The organism is Pantoea sp. RIT413, from assembly GCF_003057675.2.
In the GTDB taxonomy this organism is placed as follows: domain Bacteria; phylum Pseudomonadota; class Gammaproteobacteria; order Enterobacterales; family Enterobacteriaceae; genus Pantoea; species Pantoea eucrina.
Window position 1 is genome coordinate 173,397 of the sequence record NZ_QBJB02000001.1, and the last position, 16,464, is coordinate 189,860.

Annotated in this window: 13 protein-coding genes and 1 pseudogene; 8 read left to right on the forward strand and 6 right to left on the reverse strand. The window is 54.8% G+C overall.

Annotated elements, in window-relative coordinates; genetic code table 11:
- Window positions 1-20 precede the first annotated feature (20 nt).
- The 3 genes and pseudogenes from trpCF to DBY66_RS00880 all read right to left on the reverse strand — a co-directional run bounded on the left by trpCF (window position 21) and on the right by DBY66_RS00880 (window position 4,545).
- Window positions 21-1,382 carry a bifunctional indole-3-glycerol-phosphate synthase TrpC/phosphoribosylanthranilate isomerase TrpF gene (gene trpCF, locus DBY66_RS00865; RefSeq protein ID WP_199559911.1) on the reverse strand — a complete coding sequence of 454 codons (1,362 nt, stop codon included), beginning with the start codon at window positions 1,380-1,382 and terminating at the stop codon, window positions 21-23.
- 7 nt (window positions 1,383-1,389) lie between these two features.
- Window positions 1,390-2,983 (reverse strand): annotated as a pseudogene (gene trpD, locus DBY66_RS17970) (bifunctional anthranilate synthase glutamate amidotransferase component TrpG/anthranilate phosphoribosyltransferase TrpD).
- A complete protein-coding gene (locus DBY66_RS00880) occupies window positions 2,983-4,545 on the reverse strand; it encodes an anthranilate synthase component 1 (protein ID WP_108569361.1) in 1,563 nt (520 codons plus the stop codon). The pseudogene trpD and the gene DBY66_RS00880 overlap by 1 nt, the downstream one beginning before the upstream one ends.
- Before the next feature lie 280 nt (window positions 4,546-4,825).
- Between DBY66_RS00880 and DBY66_RS00885 the strand changes: the two genes are divergently transcribed.
- Both DBY66_RS00885 and DBY66_RS00890 read left to right on the forward strand, forming a co-directional pair.
- Window positions 4,826-5,701, forward strand: coding sequence for a PHP domain-containing protein (locus tag DBY66_RS00885; protein WP_039384594.1), 876 nt, complete (start codon window positions 4,826-4,828; stop codon window positions 5,699-5,701).
- Between the two features lie 21 nt (window positions 5,702-5,722).
- The gene (locus DBY66_RS00890) at window positions 5,723-6,343 is read left to right on the forward strand and encodes an L-threonylcarbamoyladenylate synthase (RefSeq protein WP_039384591.1); all 621 of its coding nucleotides are present in this window, start codon (window positions 5,723-5,725) and stop codon (window positions 6,341-6,343) included.
- A gap of 23 nt (window positions 6,344-6,366) precedes the next feature.
- Here DBY66_RS00890 and DBY66_RS00895 read toward each other — a convergent pair whose 3' ends face one another.
- On the reverse strand, window positions 6,367-7,008 hold the full coding sequence (locus tag DBY66_RS00895) for a hypothetical protein (protein WP_039384588.1): 642 nt from the start codon (window positions 7,006-7,008) through the stop codon (window positions 6,367-6,369).
- A gap of 777 nt (window positions 7,009-7,785) precedes the next feature.
- Here DBY66_RS00895 and rluB point away from each other — a divergent pair.
- Window positions 7,786-8,661 (forward strand): 23S rRNA pseudouridine(2605) synthase RluB, encoded by an 876-nt coding sequence (gene rluB / locus DBY66_RS00900; protein ID WP_071668861.1) that lies wholly within the window; start codon window positions 7,786-7,788, stop codon window positions 8,659-8,661.
- 28 nt (window positions 8,662-8,689) lie between these two features.
- On the opposite strand, the gene cobO is transcribed toward rluB, so the two are convergent.
- Both cobO and DBY66_RS00910 read right to left on the reverse strand, forming a co-directional pair.
- A complete protein-coding gene (gene cobO / locus DBY66_RS00905; protein WP_039384586.1) occupies window positions 8,690-9,277 on the reverse strand; it encodes a cob(I)yrinic acid a,c-diamide adenosyltransferase in 588 nt (195 codons plus the stop codon).
- A complete protein-coding gene (locus DBY66_RS00910; protein WP_039384584.1) occupies window positions 9,274-10,038 on the reverse strand; it encodes a YciK family oxidoreductase in 765 nt (254 codons plus the stop codon). Before DBY66_RS00910 ends, cobO begins: the two co-directional genes overlap by 4 nt.
- A 175-nt stretch (window positions 10,039-10,213) precedes the next feature.
- On the opposite strand from DBY66_RS00910, the gene sohB reads away from it, so the two are divergent.
- The 5 genes from sohB (at window position 10,214) to DBY66_RS00935 (ending at window position 16,314) form a co-directional block, all read left to right on the forward strand.
- On the forward strand, window positions 10,214-11,260 hold the full coding sequence (gene sohB, locus DBY66_RS00915) for a protease SohB (protein ID WP_108569360.1): 1,047 nt from the start codon (window positions 10,214-10,216) through the stop codon (window positions 11,258-11,260).
- Window positions 11,261-11,723: 463 nt separating this feature from the next.
- Complete coding sequence (gene topA, locus DBY66_RS00920; RefSeq protein WP_104085016.1) at window positions 11,724-14,321, forward strand: type I DNA topoisomerase; 2,598 nt, start codon at window positions 11,724-11,726, stop codon at window positions 14,319-14,321.
- A 184-nt stretch (window positions 14,322-14,505) separates the two neighbouring features.
- Entirely contained in the window at window positions 14,506-15,480 is a 975-nt protein-coding gene (gene cysB, locus DBY66_RS00925) for an HTH-type transcriptional regulator CysB (RefSeq protein WP_039384577.1), read from the forward strand.
- Between the two features lie 492 nt (window positions 15,481-15,972).
- The gene (locus tag DBY66_RS00930; protein WP_071668859.1) at window positions 15,973-16,131 is read left to right on the forward strand and encodes a YmiA family putative membrane protein; all 159 of its coding nucleotides are present in this window, start codon (window positions 15,973-15,975) and stop codon (window positions 16,129-16,131) included.
- Window positions 16,132-16,134: 3 nt separating this feature from the next.
- Window positions 16,135-16,314, forward strand: coding sequence for a hypothetical protein (locus DBY66_RS00935; protein ID WP_108569359.1), 180 nt, complete (start codon window positions 16,135-16,137; stop codon window positions 16,312-16,314).
- Window positions 16,315-16,464 lie beyond the last annotated feature (150 nt).

The window sequence follows — 16,464 nt, forward strand, 5'->3', positions numbered from 1 at the left end:
GCACTGGCGGGCCAGCAACATTAGTAAGCGCGTAATGTGGTAAATACCGCAGCAATTTTGCCGGCATCTTTTATGCCAGGGGCGGACTCCACGCCGGAGTTAAAATCAAGACCAGCGCAGCCCAGCTGGGCTGCCGTCACGCAGTTATCAGCGGCGAGACCGCCAGCCAGCAGCACGTTGTCCAGCGACTCTCCCTGCAGCAGCGACCAGTCAAACTGCTGCCCGCTGCCGCCCTGGCCATTATCAAACACGTAGCGATCAACGTGCGGCCAGTCGCGCGCCGGCAGGCTCTCTTTGACACTCAGCGCTTTCCAGATTTGCGTCTGTGGCGGCAGCGCCTGACGCAGCGTGGCAACATAGTCACGATCTTCGGCGCCATGCAACTGCACTGCTGCCAGATTCAGCTCTACCGCCAACGTGACAACGTCACCAACCGGCGCATTACGAAACACGCCCACATAGCGCAGCGGCGCTGCGGCCATCACGAGGTGTGCCTGGACAGTATCGATTTTGCGCGGTGAGCCTTCAGCAAAAATCAGACCGCCATACAGGGCTCCCGCTTCACTGGCGGCGCGCGCCGCTTCCGGCTGCGTCAGGCCGCACACTTTATTATCACCCAGCAGCACGCGACGTACCGCAGCTGCCAGGTCAGCCTCTTCCATCAGCGCCGAGCCGATGAGAAAACCGTTAGCAAAGCGGCTCAGCTCACGCACCTGCGCATAATTATGAATACCGGATTCACTGATGACCGTGACGCCGTGACTGAGGCGCGGTGCCAGCTCGCGGGTGCGGTTAAGATCGATTGAAAGATCGCGCAGGTCGCGGTTGTTGATGCCCACCACCTGAGCGTCGAGGGCAATCGCCCGTTCCAGCTCCGCCTCATTGCTGACTTCGGTCAGGATGCCCATGTTCAGGCTGTGAGCCACTGCGGCGAGCTGCCGGTACTGTTCATCATCCAGTACGGAGAGCATCAGCAGGATGGCGTCCGCCTGGTAGTGGCGCGCCAGGTAGATCTGATAGGGGTCGATGATAAAATCTTTGCACAGCACGGGCTGGGTCACCGCCGCGCTGACAATCGGCAGAAAAGCGAAGTCACCCTGAAAATATTTCTCATCCGTCAGTACCGAAATGGCAGACGCGTGATGACGATAGACGGCGGCGATGGCGGCAGGATCGAAATCCTCGCGGATCACCCCTTTTGACGGTGACGCTTTTTTACACTCAAGGATAAAAACGGTGCGGGTGCCGCGCAGGGCGTCATAAAAAGAGCGCGTTGCCGGCTGCAGTTCCGGGTGGAATGTCTCCAGCGGCTGCTGCTGCTGACGCTCTGCTATCCAGATCGCCTTATCCTGCACAATTTTCTCTAATACGGTGCCTTTAATACTCATCTCATCCTCTCGCTGCCAGTGCAACCACGCGCTCATAAGCCTGTCCGCTGCGAATCGCGGCAATGGCCCGCTCCGCGTTGTCGCGCAGGTCTTCATGACCAAACACTTTCAGCAGCATCGCCACGTTAACGGCGACCGCCTGCTCATGCGCGGGCTCTCCTTTACCCTGAAGTAAACGGGTCAGAATGTCACGGTTTTCTTCCGGCGTCCCGCCCGCCAGCGCCTCTTTGTCATGCATGCCAAAACCAAAGTCATCCGGCGTCAGCTGATAGCAGGTAATTTCCCCTTCGCGCAGCTCAGCCACCTGCGTGGCGCTGTGCAGAGCGACCTCATCCATTCCGCCGCCGTGGACCACAGCGGCCCGCTGATAGCCGAGCACCTTCAGCGTTTGCGCGATGGGCAGCACCAGCTCCGGGCTGTACACGCCAATCACCGCCAGCGGCGGTCGGGCCGGATTGATCAGCGGGCCGAGCACGTTGAACAGCGTGCGCGATTTCAGCTGCTGACGCACCGGCATTGCGTGACGAAAGCCGGTATGGTACTGCGGCGCAAACAGGAAACAGACATTAAGATCGTCCAGCGCCTGGCGCGCCTGCTGCGCGGGCATGTCCAGATTAATACCAAACGCTGCCAGCAGATCGGAGGAGCCGGATTTGCTGGAGACGCTGCGATTACCATGTTTGGCCACTTTAAGGCCGCAGGTTGCGGCCACAAACGCGCTGGCGGTCGAGATATTAATGCTGTTACTGCCGTCGCCTCCGGTGCCGACGATATCAGCAAACGCATAGTCAGGACGCGGGAAAGGTTTGGCATCAGCCAGCAGCGCCGATGCGGCGCCGGCTATCTCCTGTGGCTGCTCGCCGCGCACTTTCATGGCAATCAGCGCTGCGGCCAGCTGAGTGGGCTCCAGCTGACCGGTAATAATGGCGCTGAACAGCTGGTGGCTCTCCGCCTGGCTCAGCGTTTGCGCCTGATACAGTTTTTCCAGAATAGTTTGCATCTTTATCTCCCTGTTACTGCGCCAGCGCCCAGGCCAGCGTCTGCTCAAGCAGGCGTGCGCCCTGGGTGGTGAGAATCGATTCAGGATGGAACTGAAAGCCGCAGACGCGATCGGCATCATGCCGCACGGCCATGACCATGCCGTTGTAGCTGGCGTTAACCGTCAGCTCAGCGGGCGTATTACTCCCCACCAGCGAGTGATAGCGTGCCACCGGCAGCGGATTACTCAGGCCGCTGAACATCGCGCTGCCGTCATGCTCTACCGCAGACGCCTTACCATGCAGAATTTCACCCGCCTGGCCCACGTGGCCGCCATACGCTTCAACGATAGCCTGATGACCCAGACAGATACCGATAATGGGGAGCTGGCCGCGCAGCGCCTGCAGCAGGGCTGGCATACAGCCCGCATCAGTCGGCGCGCCAGGACCGGGTGACAGCATCAGCACCGGATTTTCCATCTGCTGCAGCCGCGCAATCAGCGTCTCAGCCGGCACGCTGTTGCGGTAGATCACTACGTTGTGACCAAAGCTGCGCAGCTGATCCACCAGGTTATAGGTAAACGAGTCGATATTATCGAGCAGCAGGATATCAGCCATCAGAACATCTCCTTGCAGTGGTGCGCGGTTGCGATAGCGCGCAGAACTGCGCGTGCTTTGTTGCGGCTTTCATCCGCTTCAGCCTGCGGGACAGAATCCAGCACCACGCCGGCACCCGCCTGCACGGTAGCCACACCTTCTTCGACCCAGGCGGAACGGATCACGATGCAGGTATCGAGATCGCCGGTCGCCGTGAAGTAGCCCACGGCACCGCCGTAACTGCCGCGCCGCGTGCCCTCTTTTTCAGCAATCAGCTGCATGGCGCGTACTTTAGGCGCGCCGCTCAGCGTGCCCATATTCATACAGGCGCGGTAGGCGTGCAGGACATCCAGATCGTCACGCAGCGTGCCGACCACGCGGGAGACCAGATGCATAACAAAAGAGTAGCGGTCAACTTTGGTCAGATCGGCAACGTAACGACTGCCGGGTTTGCAGATACGGGCAAGGTCGTTACGTGCCAGATCCACCAGCATCAGATGTTCGGCCAGCTCTTTATGATCGGTACGCATCTCCAGCTCGATACGGCTGTCGAGATCGCGATCCAGCGAGCCGTCGGCATGGCGGCCGCGCGGGCGGGTGCCGGCAATGGGGTAGATCTCAATCTGGCGCGACTGCGCGTCATACTTCAGCGAGCTTTCCGGTGAGGCACCAAACAGGGCGAATTCCCGATCCTGCATAAAGAACATATAGGGGCTGGGATTGCTGTTCTTCAGCGTTTCATAAGCGGCAAGCGGTGACGGACAGGGTAGCGAGAAGCGGCGCGACGGCACGACCTGGAAAATTTCACCGATGCGGATAGCCTGCTGCAGCGACGCCACCACCTCGCAGTAAGCATCATCGCTCTGGCTGGTGCTGAGCGTCATCTGTTCCACGCGCTGCACCGGCAGGGCGGGCGCCGGCTGTGTCATCTGGCCGTGCAGCTGCTCAATACGGCTCTGCAGACGCTGAAACTCACTGGTTGACGGCGTAAACAGGCTCGCCTGCAGGCGGGCTGAACCCTGCTGGTGGTCGATAATCAGCAACGTTTCCGCCAGATAGAAGCAGTAGTCGGGACAGCGCTGGTCGTTGCGCAGCGCCGGCAGCGCTTCAAAGCCGGCGACCAGGTCGTAAGCAAACAGTCCGCCCAGAAGCATCGCTTCACGCTCATTGGCAGGTGTATTAACCAGTTGCGGAATCAGACGCAGCGCATCAAACACCGAGAAGGCTTTTAGCCGCGAATCTTCATCCTGTACATCATTCGCCGTAGCAAAATGCAGCTCACGACCATCCGGACGAACGTCGATTTTTACGCTCTCAGGCAGAGCGGCATCCAGCAACGGCAGCAGGGCACGGCCATTTTCAGAGAGCGCCTGTAAAGTCACGGTCTGACCAAGGGCGCTGATGCGCAGTGCACTATCAACAATCAGCAGGCTTTTCAGATTTTTTTTGCTGTCGATGTCCGCAGACTCAAGCAGCAGAGTGGCCGGACGTGCGCCGCACAGTTGATGAAACACCGCGGCCGGATCTTCGCGATAGGGTGCGTTTCCGGTAATCAACTTCAATGTAGGTTTCGCATTTGCCATGATAATTTCTCTGAAATTCGCTCAAAAAAAAGCCCGCATGGTGGCGGGCTCAGGTATCTGCACAGGAATCAGGCTTGTGCACAATAACGCCACCCGTTACAGGAAGACGTACGCCAGCTATCTGTTAACCGCATTGCTACCTGACTCATGGCAGATACCCACTGTGTGTGAACTTGTGTACTAGTTAACTGGTTCGGGCGAAAAATGTCAATACCCTTTCTCAGTTAACAACAAAATCGCTATCATGCCCGCTGATTTTTAGCCGTGCTCCGGAGTTACTTTGTCAGATATTAGCCGTTTCCCGCTTTACGATCTTCACAGCCATACCCGCGCCTCCGATGGATTGCTGACCCCAGCGGCCCTGGTTCAGCGCGCGGTTGATAAGCAAGTTGGCGTGCTGGCCATCACCGATCACGATACGGTCGCGGGCGTTGCTGAGGCGCAGGCGTTTGCACAGGAGCAGAAACTGCCGATAAAAGTGCTGGCCGGTCTGGAAGCGTCCACGTTGTGGGAAAATCACGAAATTCATATCGCAGGCCTGAATATCGATTGCGATCATCCGGCACTTAAGGCCTTTCTGGCAGCGCAGCACCAGTGTCGTTATGAGCGGGCGCTGCAGATTGCTGAACGGCTGGAGCGGGCCCGCATCCCCGACGCACTGGCGGGCGCACAGCGGCTGGCACAGGGTGGGGTGATTACGCGCGGTCATTTTGCCCGTTATCTGATTGAACAGGGTAAAGCTGAGAATATGGCCCAGGTGTTCAAACACTATCTGGCGCGTGGCAAAACCGGCTATGTGCCACCACAATGGTGTACAATTGAACAAGCTATTGAAGCTATTCATCATTCCGGCGGCGTCGCGGTGCTGGCGCATCCGGGACGCTACGGCCTGTCGGCAAAATGGCTGAAGCGGCTGATTGCCTTTTTCGCACAAGCGGGAGGCGACGCGATCGAGGTGGCGCAGTGTCAGCAGCCGCCTAACGAACGCACCCAGCTGGCAGGCTATGCGCGCGATAATCAACTGGCAGCATCGCAGGGGTCCGACTTTCACCAACCCTGTCCCTGGATTGAGCTGGGGCGTAAACTCTGGCTGCCGGGTGGCGTTGAACCCGTCTGGGAACGCTTTCCCGCTCTGGCCCCCGCTTCAACTGCCTGAGACAGATGACAAGAGGTTTTTATGAGTCAACGTTTTCACATTCATCCTGATAACCCGCAGCCGCGCCTGATTAATCAGGCGGTGGATTATCTCAATAAAGGCAGCGTCATTGTCTATCCCACCGACTCCGGCTATGCGCTGGGGTGCCGGCTGGAAGAAAAAAACGCGATGGAACGTATCTGCCGTATCCGTCAGCTGGATGGTAACCACAACTTTACGCTGATGTGTCGCGACCTCTCAGAGCTTTCGGTTTACTCTCAGGTCGACAACTCAGCCTTTCGTATCCTGAAAAACAACACCCCAGGTAATTACACTTTTATTCTCAAGGCGACGAAAGAGGTGCCGCGCCGCCTGATGAATGACAAACGCAAAACCATCGGGCTGCGCGTGCCTTCGCATCCGGTTGCGCTGGCGCTGCTTGAGCGACTGAATGAGCCGATGATGTCGACATCACTGATGCTGCCCGGTAATGACTTTACGGAATCCGATCCGGAAGAGATCCAGCACAGCATCGGAAAACTGGTCGATCTGATCCTCGATGGCGGCACGCTGGGGCAACAGCCGACGACGGTTGTCGACCTGACGGAAGACACGCCGGTCGTGGTGCGCGCAGGTGCCGGAGATACGCGGCCATTTAGCTAATCGCCCGGCCAGGCCAGGTGTCGCTACGTGACAGGCGCCTGGCTGAGATTGCGCTCAAGCCAGCGCTTAAAATCGCCATAGGGAATATAGAGTGACACATCTTTAAGGATCACTTTTCTGCTACGTCTGTTCGCAATTTCATGACTGTATCCCACAATCACTCCGGCAATGGTTTCATCACTGTTATAGACCGCGCCGCCTGACATTCCCTGAGTCACACCCGCATTAGATGCCATTGCCATACAGGGTTTTTTATTCCAGCGATTAGTAATAGCCGTGCGCGCCAAATTAACGCCGCTCGATTCAACCGGCATGGCAGAAATAAAACTGTAGCCATACATTTTAATCGCTTCTCCGGGCGCGCTGGTACGAAACCTGGCCAGCGTATCAGGACTATTTTTATGATAAATAATCGCAACGTCACAATAAGGATGATAGGCCTTAACGCGCTGCACAGACGTTTTAGCAACGTGCGCCGCTGTCAGGCTGTACTCCGGCGTAAGGGGAATAGTTGTACCGAGAACACCCAAACCCAGCACTGTCGGCACGCCTGTTACGCTCATATCAACATGTTCAAGCGCCGCTTTGCTGTATTCAGTCTGTCCAACGGAACAACCGGTTAGCGCCAGCGCGAACAGCGCCGGGCAAAGTACGGTTATTTTCATTGTTACGATCTTCTTTAAGGCGCGTCAGTAACATCCCTGGTGAGGAGAGCAGACACGCTAATTAATTATGTCAGCCTGTACGGGCATATAGACGGGATATTTTCCGTTAAAACAGCCGTCATGCAGAGTGACGTTAATAATTTGTTATAAATAGCTTTAGGCTTAATAAAATAATATTTCTTCGAATCTACATCTGGCCTGCTGCTTTATTTTACACCGCTTTTATTTATGCACAAATTCAGCGCGCTAATAGATGGCAATAAAACAGAATATAGAGCCTTAAACCAACCTGTAGCGCGGATTATACGCACAACCCACTCAGGGCGAGGTGAAATTTTGTTTTAAGCTGGTTGGGTAGATGATTGTGTGGTTTTCGTAAGCGATAGCACTATTTTGCCGTGCAGCCGGGGCCTGAGCGGTTTTAGCGGGTTCATTGCTTTAAAGCGATTTCCCCGGTCGGGCTCATCAGGCATCAATATAATACGAGCTTCTCTATCGCCAGGTCATTGACCAGGCTGTAAACATGAGAGTGTCAGGGATAAAAACGCCTGTCGTCATGAACGGCAAAACCGGCAGAGGCGGGAAAACGCCGGCCGGCTATTATCGGCAGCAAAGTTAAAGGTGTTAACGCAACCTTAGCTGGTGTAAAATCGCAGGCCGTTTGCATCCGGTCAGATTGATGCGCAACGTTAACAGTTTCTGACAGAGGACGTGGTAATCCCGCTGTCTTACCCATTCTTACCACGACGCCTGGGAAGGCGACAACGAGGCAGCTCCATGAGCGAAAAATTACAGAAAGTATTAGCGCGCGCCGGTCACGGCTCGCGCCGCGAAATCGAAACCATGATTTCCGCCGGACGCGTCAGCGTAGATGGCAAACTGGCCACGCTGGGCGATCGCATTGAAAATGACAAAAGCCTGAAAATTCGTATTGATGGTCACCTGGTCTCTATTGCCGAGTCCACTACGGAAGTGTGCCGCGTGCTGGCTTATTACAAGCCGGAAGGGGAGCTTTGTACCCGTAACGATCCGGAAGGGCGCCCAACCGTGTTTGACCGCCTGCCGCGCCTGCGTGGATCGCGCTGGGTGGCAGTGGGTCGTCTGGACGTTAACACCTGCGGTCTGCTGCTGTTCACTACCGATGGGGAACTGGCTAACCGTCTGATGCATCCAAGTCGCGAAGTTGAACGCGAATATGCGGTGCGTGTTTTTGGCGAAGTGGGTGACGATAAAGTGCGTCTGCTGAGCAAGGGCGTTCAGCTGGAAGATGGCCCGGCTGCCTTTAAAACCATTAAGTTTGCTGGCGGTGAAGGGATCAATCAGTGGTACAACGTTACCCTTACCGAAGGACGCAACCGCGAAGTGCGTCGTTTATGGGAAGCGGTAGGCGTTCAGGTTAGCCGCCTGATGCGCGTGCGTTATGGTGATATTCAGCTGCCAAAAGGCCTGCCGCGCGGCGGCTGGATGGAGATGGAGCTGCCGGCGGTAAACTACCTGCGTAAGCTGGTGGGCATGCCGGAAGAGACCGTTACCAAAGTTGCCGTTGAGAAAGATCGCCGTCGCACCAAAGCGAATCAGATCCGCCGCGCAGTGAAGCGTCACAGCAGCGCCGGCAATACCACTCAGCGCCGCAGCAGCAAACGCGGCGCCTGATGGCTGTGTGCCGCTGCCCCGGCAGCGGCTACCAGTCAATTCCCTGTTGCGCCTGGATGCCGGCATCAAAGGCATGTTTTACCGGGCGCATCTCAGTCACGGTATCTGCCAGCTCCAGCAGGCGCCGGTGACAGCCGCGTCCGGTAATAATCACGCTTTGCGCAGACGGACGCTGTTGCAGAGCAAGCATCAGCGCCTCCAGATCCAGATAATCCATGCTCACCATATAGGTGATTTCATCAAGGATCACCAGGTCAACATCGCTATCAGCCAGCATGCGTTGTGCCTGCTGCCAGACCTGCTGGCAGGCGATCGTATCCGTGCTGCGGCTCTGGGTCTCCCAGGTAAATCCGGTGGCCATTACCTGAAACTCAACCCCGTGCTGCGCCAGCAGATTACGCTCGCCGTTGGGCCACTCCCCCTTAATGAACTGTACCACTGCCACCTTTTTTCCGTGGCCGCAGGCGCGCAGCGCCGTACCGAAAGCCGCCGTGGTTTTTCCCTTACCGTTACCGGTAAATACCATAACGATACCGCGATGTTCTGTCGCCGCAGCGATGCGCGCGTCAACCTGCTCTTTCAGGCGCTGCTGACGTTGCTGATGGCGATCGCTCATGCGCTGGCCGGACCCGCTTTACGTCCGGGCTGAGCATCGAAGCTCATGCCCGTTTTACGCCGGCTATCATCGCCCATCAGGTAGAGATAAAGCGGCATTAAATCGGCCGGAGTTTTCAGCAGGTTTGCATCCTCCTCCGGAAACGCGCTGGCGCGCATCTTCGTACGCGTGCCGCCGGGATTGATACAGTTTACGCGCAGGGCGTGGTTTTTATACTCATCGGCGAGCACCTGCATCATGCCTTCAGTGGCAAATTTAGAGACGGCGTAAGCGCCCCAGCCGGCGCGCCCGGTGCGGCCTACGCTGGAGGTAGTGAATACCAGCGATCCCGCCTCTGATTTCAGCAACAGCGGCAGCAGAGCCTGCGTCAGATAAAAGGTGGCATCGAGGTTGATCTGCATCACCTCGCGCCAGAGGGCCGGCTCAAGATCGGCCAGCGGAACAATTTCACCCAGAATACCGGCGTTATGCAGCACGCCGTCCAGACGCGGCACGCGCTCAGCAATCTGCGCGGCCAGCTGCTGACATGATTCAGGCGTGGCGGTCGCGAGATCCAGCAGGTATGAGCTGGCGGGCTGCTTATTAAGCTGGTTAATCGCCGCTTCTGTCTGCTGCAGGGTAACGGCGTTACGTCCGAGCAGGATAACGCGGGCGCCGTAGCGGGCATAGGTCAGCGCCGCTTCCCGGCCAATGCCGTCTGATGCGCCGGTAACCAGAATAATGCGGTTTTCGAGTAGATCGCCTTTAGGCTGATAGTGCACAGCAATCTCCTTCAGTCAGTGGTAGAGGTTTCTGGCTTTATGCCTGAATTCGCCAGCCGGTGCAATGCTACAGAGGAGCATTCTGTGCCGCCTGCGGGCTTTTCAGGCGACGAACCGGGTTAAAGCAGTTACACTCAGCTGTTAATTGTAATTCACTGTTTAATAAGGCGGCAGAATGGATTTTTTCTTCAGCTATGGGCTCTTCCTGGCCAAGGCTGTCACAGTAGTGATCGCCATTGCGGCCGTAGTATTTATCATACTGAATGCTGCGCTGCGCAAACGTCATCACGCCGGTCAGCTGCAGGTGACGCATCTGGATGATGAGTATCGTCAGATAAAAGAGGATCTGCAGCTGGCTAAAATGAAGCCGCAGGTACAAAAAGTCTGGCTGAAACAGCATAAAAAAGAAGAGAAGCTGAAAGCGAAAACAGAGAAGCGCAACGCAAAAAACGGCGTCACTGAAACCGCGAAGCCAGTACTCTATGTGCTTGGCTTTAAAGGCAGCATGGACGCGGGTGAAGTCGCCTCCCTGCGTGAAGAAGTATCCGCTGTACTGGCCGTAGCGCAACCGGGTGATGAAGTCCTGCTGCGGCTTGAAAGCCCGGGCGGGGTGGTGCATGGCTACGGTCTGGCAGCGTCGCAGCTGCAGCGCCTGCGCGACGCGGGTCTGCGCCTGACCGCCGCCGTAGATAAAGTGGCCGCCAGCGGCGGATATATGATGGCCTGTGTGGCAGATCGCATTGTCGCCGCGCCGTTCTCCATTATCGGTTCAATCGGCGTTGTGGCGCAGATCCCCAACTTCAACCGGCTGCTGAAGCGCAATGATATTGACGTGGAGCTGCATACTGCAGGCCAGTACAAACGTACCCTGACGCTGTTTGGTGAAAATACCGAAGAGGGGCGTGATAAGTTCCAGCACGATCTGGATGAAACGCATCAGCTGTTTAAGGGCTTTGTGCAGCAAATGCGTCCGTCGCTGGATATGAACCGGGTAGCGACCGGCGAACACTGGTATGGGCAGCAGGCGCTTGAACTGGGTCTGATTGATGAAATCGGCACCAGTGATGCCCTGATTATCCGGCATATGGAGCGCTTCACCGTGCTGGGCGTACAGTATGCGCGTAAGAAAAAGATGATGGATCGTTTTACCGGCAGCGCCAGCCAGGCGGCAGAACGGCTGTTGCTAAAAATCTGGCAGCGTGGCGAAAAGCCTCTGCTGTAACAGAAACCCGGCTCCGGCCGGGTTTTTTATGCTTAGCAACGGGTGAGTCCCATTTACTTCGGCCGGGTTGTGAAATGAATTCCATTTTTGTCCCGAATTATCCGACTTTTTTTGACAGCGCATTTTCTCCTTCTATATTACCTGCCATTCTGTTGCCACTTATCCGTGTTCACGCCTGCAGCTGGCGCAAAATTAAACAGAGTGCTATTTAAGTTGCGTATCAGATTTTATCAGGTAGAGTGTGGGCGATTCAGCTTTCAGGGAGTTCACACCAGGATGTGTGATGATGTCAGGCGGAAAAAGTGTAGTTAATCATAAGGTTGCGCACACCGTTTTAAACTGAATAGTGGCAGTCCCCGCCAGCTTGAAAATCAGATTGCTGGCAGCAATATTAAACCCACTGGGTTTTGGGGCATTAATCCTCTCCCGTTTATCAGGACGTTTCAATCAGGTAAAGGTACATATGGGTAAAGCACTCGTTATCGTTGAGTCCCCGGCAAAGGCCAAAACAATCAATAAATACCTCGGTAATGACTACGTGGTGAAATCCAGCGTCGGTCATATCCGCGATTTGCCGACCAGTGGTTCAACGACCCGTAAAAGTACTGACGGTGAGAAGGTAAAAACCGGGAAAAAAGTTAAAAAAGATGAAAAGGCGGCGCTGGTCAACCGAATGGGTGTTGATCCGTGGCATGGCTGGGAAGCTGATTATCAGATTCTGCCAGGCAAAGAGAAGGTTGTGTCTGAACTTAAGAGCCTGGCCGCTGACGCCGATCATATCTATCTCGCAACCGACCTTGACCGCGAAGGAGAAGCCATTGCCTGGCACCTGCGTGAAGTCATTGGTGGCGACGACAAGCGTTTCAGCCGGGTGGTGTTTAATGAAATCACCAAAAATGCGATTCGCCAGGCGTTTGAAAAGCCGGGTGAACTGAATATCGAGCGGGTTAATGCCCAGCAGGCGCGCCGTTTTATGGATCGCGTTGTGGGGTATATGGTTTCGCCTCTGCTGTGGAAAAAGATCGCCCGCGGTCTCTCTGCCGGACGCGTTCAGTCGGTAGCGGTACGTCTGGTGGTTGAGCGCGAGCGCGAAATCAAAGCGTTTGTGCCAGAAGAGTACTGGGAGATCGACGCAGATTTTGCTACGCCAAAAGGCGATGCGCTGGCGATGCAGGTGACGCATCAGGGCGACAAAGCGTTTCGTCCGGTTAACCGCGAGCAGACGCACGCGGCGGTCGCGATACTGGAAAAAGCGCGTTATGAAGTGCTGGATCGTGAAGATAAACCGACCAGCAGCAAACCTTCTGCACCTTTTATTACCTCAACGCTGCAGCAGGCTGCGAGCACACGTCTCGGCTTTGGCGTGAAGAAAACCATGATGATGGCGCAGCGGCTTTATGAAGCGGGTCACATCACCTACATGCGTACTGACTCCACGAACCTGAGCCAGGATGCAGTGACCATGGCGCGCGACTATGTCGCCAGCGAGTTCGGCAAAAAATACCTGCCGGAAGCGCCGGTGACCTATACCAGCAAAGATAATTCGCAGGAAGCGCACGAAGCGATTCGCCCGTCAGATGTCAACGTAAGCGCTGAGCAGCTGAAAGATATGGAAGCGGATGCGCAAAAACTTTACCAGCTTATCTGGCGCCAGTTTGTGGCGTGTCAGATGGTTCCGGCTAAATATGACTCCACCACGCTGACCGTAGGCGCAGCCGAATTCAGGCTCAAGGCAAAAGGCCGCACGCTGCGTTTTGATGGCTGGACGCGCGTTATGCCGGCACTGCGTAAAAACGATGAAGACAGGACGCTGCCGCCAGTAGCGGTAGGGGAAATACTGGATCTGACTGCGCTGCAGCCGAGCCAGCATTTTACCAAGCCTCCGGCGCGATTCAGCGAGGCGTCGCTGGTGCGCGAGCTGGAGAAGCGCGGTATTGGCCGTCCCTCAACCTACGCGTCTATTATTTCCACTATCCAGGATCGTGGTTATGTACGCGTTGAGAACCGTCGTTTTTATGCTGAGAAGATGGGTGAGATCGTCACCGACCGGCTGGAAGAAAATTTCCGCGAGCTGATGAATTACGATTTCACCGCTCATATGGAAAACAGCCTCGATCAGGTAGCCAACAATCAGGCGCAGTGGAAAGGCGTTCTCGACTCCTTCTTCAGTGACTTCAGCCAGCAGCTGGAGCAGGCTGAAAAAGATCCGGAAGAGGGCGGCATGCAGCCGAATCAGATGGTGCTGACCTCTATCGACTGCCCGACATGCGGTCGCAAAATGGGCATTCGTACGGCCAGCACCGGCGTATTCCTCGGCTGTTCGGGCTACGCCCTGCCGCCAAAAGAGCGCTGCAAGCAGACCATCAATCTGATCCCGGAAAACGAAGTGCTGAACGTGCTGGAGGGTGACGACGCGGAAACCAACGCGTTACGTGCCCGCCGCCGCTGCGTTAAGTGCGGCACCGCGATGGACAGCTATCTGATTGATAACAGCCGCAAGCTGCACGTCTGTGGTAACAATCCAGAGTGCGATGGCTATGAAATTGAGCAGGGCGAGTTTCGCATCAAGGGCTATGATGGCCCTATAGTCGAGTGCGAGAAATGCGGGTCGGAAATGCACCTTAAGATGGGACGCTTTGGCAAGTATATGGCGTGTACCAACGAAGAGTGTAAAAACACCCGTAAAATCCTGCGCAATGGCGAAGTCGCGCCGCCGAAAGAGGATCCGGTACCGCTGCCTGAGCTGCCGTGCGAGAAGTCAGATGCCTATTTTGTGCTGCGTGACGGAGCAGCCGGCGTCTTCCTTGCGGCTAATACGTTCCCGAAATCGCGCGAGACCCGCGCGCCGCTGGTGGAAGAGCTGAAGCGTTTCGCTGACCGTCTGCCGGAAAAGCTTAAATATCTGGCAGAGGCACCGGCAGCCGATCCGGAAGGAAATAAAACCCTGGTGCGTTTTAGCCGCAAGACAAAACAGCAGTACGTTTCGTCTGAAAAAGAGGGTAAAGCAACCGGCTGGTCAATGTTCTATATTGACGGTAAATGGCAGGAAGCGAAAAAATAACTCTCCGGGGCTGGCATCTGCCAGCCCCGTTTACTTTCCCCGCCTTATAACCTAACGTTCTTTATTCGGTTAAAAACTGATATAGTTGTTATAGTTTTTCTATTCTCAATTCGCTCTGTTCCTCACATCTGCATCATGGGCGGCTGCCGGCACGCACGTTAGTCGCTAACGGGAAGATATAACTATGAAACTGCAGCAGTTGCGCTATATCGTGGAAGTGGTCAATCACAATCTCAACGTCTCATCGACCGCTGAAGGTCTCTATACCTCACAGCCTGGCATCAGCAAACAGGTACGTATGCTTGAAGATGAGCTGGGGGTGCAGATATTTGCCCGCAGCGGCAAACATCTGACGCAGGTTACACCAGCCGGTGAAGAGATTATCCGCATAGCACGTGAAGTATTATCAAAAGTTGATGCGATTAAATCCGTAGCGGGCGAACACACCTGGCCTGACAAGGGATCGCTTTATGTCGCCACCACGCATACGCAGGCGCGCTATGCGCTGCCGGGCGTAATCAAAGGATTTATCGAGCGCTACCCTCGCGTTTCACTGCATATGCATCAGGGCTCCCCTACGCAGATTGCTGAAGCGGTATCCAAGGGCAACGCTGACTTTGCCATTGCTACTGAAGCCCTGCACCTCTACGACGATCTCATCATGCTGCCCTGTTACCACTGGAATCGTGCGATTGTGGTAACGCCCGACCATCCGCTGGCAGGCAAAGACAACGTGACTATAGAGGAGCTGGCCGATTTCCCACTGGTAACCTACACCTTTGGTTTTACCGGCCGCTCCGAGCTCGATACAGCGTTTAATCGTGCAGGTCTGACCCCGCGTATCGTGTTTACCGCAACTGACGCAGATGTAATTAAAACTTATGTACGGCTTGGCTTAGGTGTGGGTGTGATTGCCAGTATGGCGGTTGACCCGGTAGCCGATCCGGATCTGGTTCGCATTGAAGCTTCAGAGATTTTCACCAATAGTACGACCAAAATAGGCTTCCGCCGCAGCACCTTCCTGCGCAGCTATATGTATGATTTTATTCAGCGATTTGCACCGCATCTCACGCGTGATGTGGTAGACACCGCTGTTGCTCTGCGCTCCAATGACGACATTGAAGCGATGTTCCGCGATATCAAACTCCCTTTCAAATAATTCGCCAAATCATGAATTTACCGAGGTGTCCAGTGGGCACCTTCAGGTTTCCCCTCGCTTAGCGCCATCAGTAGTTCAACAAAAGCTGACATTTTTCTGTAAATAAAACATGCATCACAGGTTTTTTCATTGTTATTAATTAATTGAGAAACAGTACACATTTTTCGGTTCACTTCTTTGCACACTGCCAGGATTATTCCCATACTCCAGTTAACACCTGATGAAGAAGGGCTTTATTACTGAGGTTTCTTATTTAACTCAAATTTAAAGTGGTACTAATTGTTGTTTAACCCAAATTTCGGTCGCCGTTTTTTTAATAGTTCTGAGGTCTGTGTTTCAATAAGGCTAATCAGTTTTCGAAGCTTTGATTAATAGCGTTAATCGTTGTGCTCAATAAAAATAACTGGATTTTTGGACTTAAGAAGTTTAGGATTCATCCTAAATCTTAATCGTTGTTATCAATCGTTTTGTTGAGAGTGATTATCAAAAACTATGGCTACGAGAATAACTGTACAACCCGACTTCCGGGCTAAGAGCACCAAGGTTCAGCGTACCGGTAACACCCGTCGCAAAGCCTGGTTGGCTGTCTTCGCTGCTTCAGCGCTGTTCTGGGTAGTGGTGGCATTAATGATTTGGCGTTTATGGGGCTAAGCCATGTGGGCAAACTCACTCAGTCGTAAATATCCGGTCAATGCACGGCAGCCAAATACACCTGCGTGCAAAGCAAAAGAAGCTCCTGCTGCTGAGCAGTCTGTAGCGATTCCTGCTTCCTGGGATCTGAGTGACAAGCAGCGCAGCTTTATCGAATCTTTTATGGATCCAAAACTCAAATAATTGTTGTTGCACTTATTTTTAGCATCTGATGTTGCTTTGATTTTTTTCCGGTTATTCCGGCGGGCCAGCAAAAAGCCCATGACCTTACACTGCAAATAAGCGTCGACAGTAGATTACTGAAGATTAAAGAAAATTTAGCCCGAGAACCGG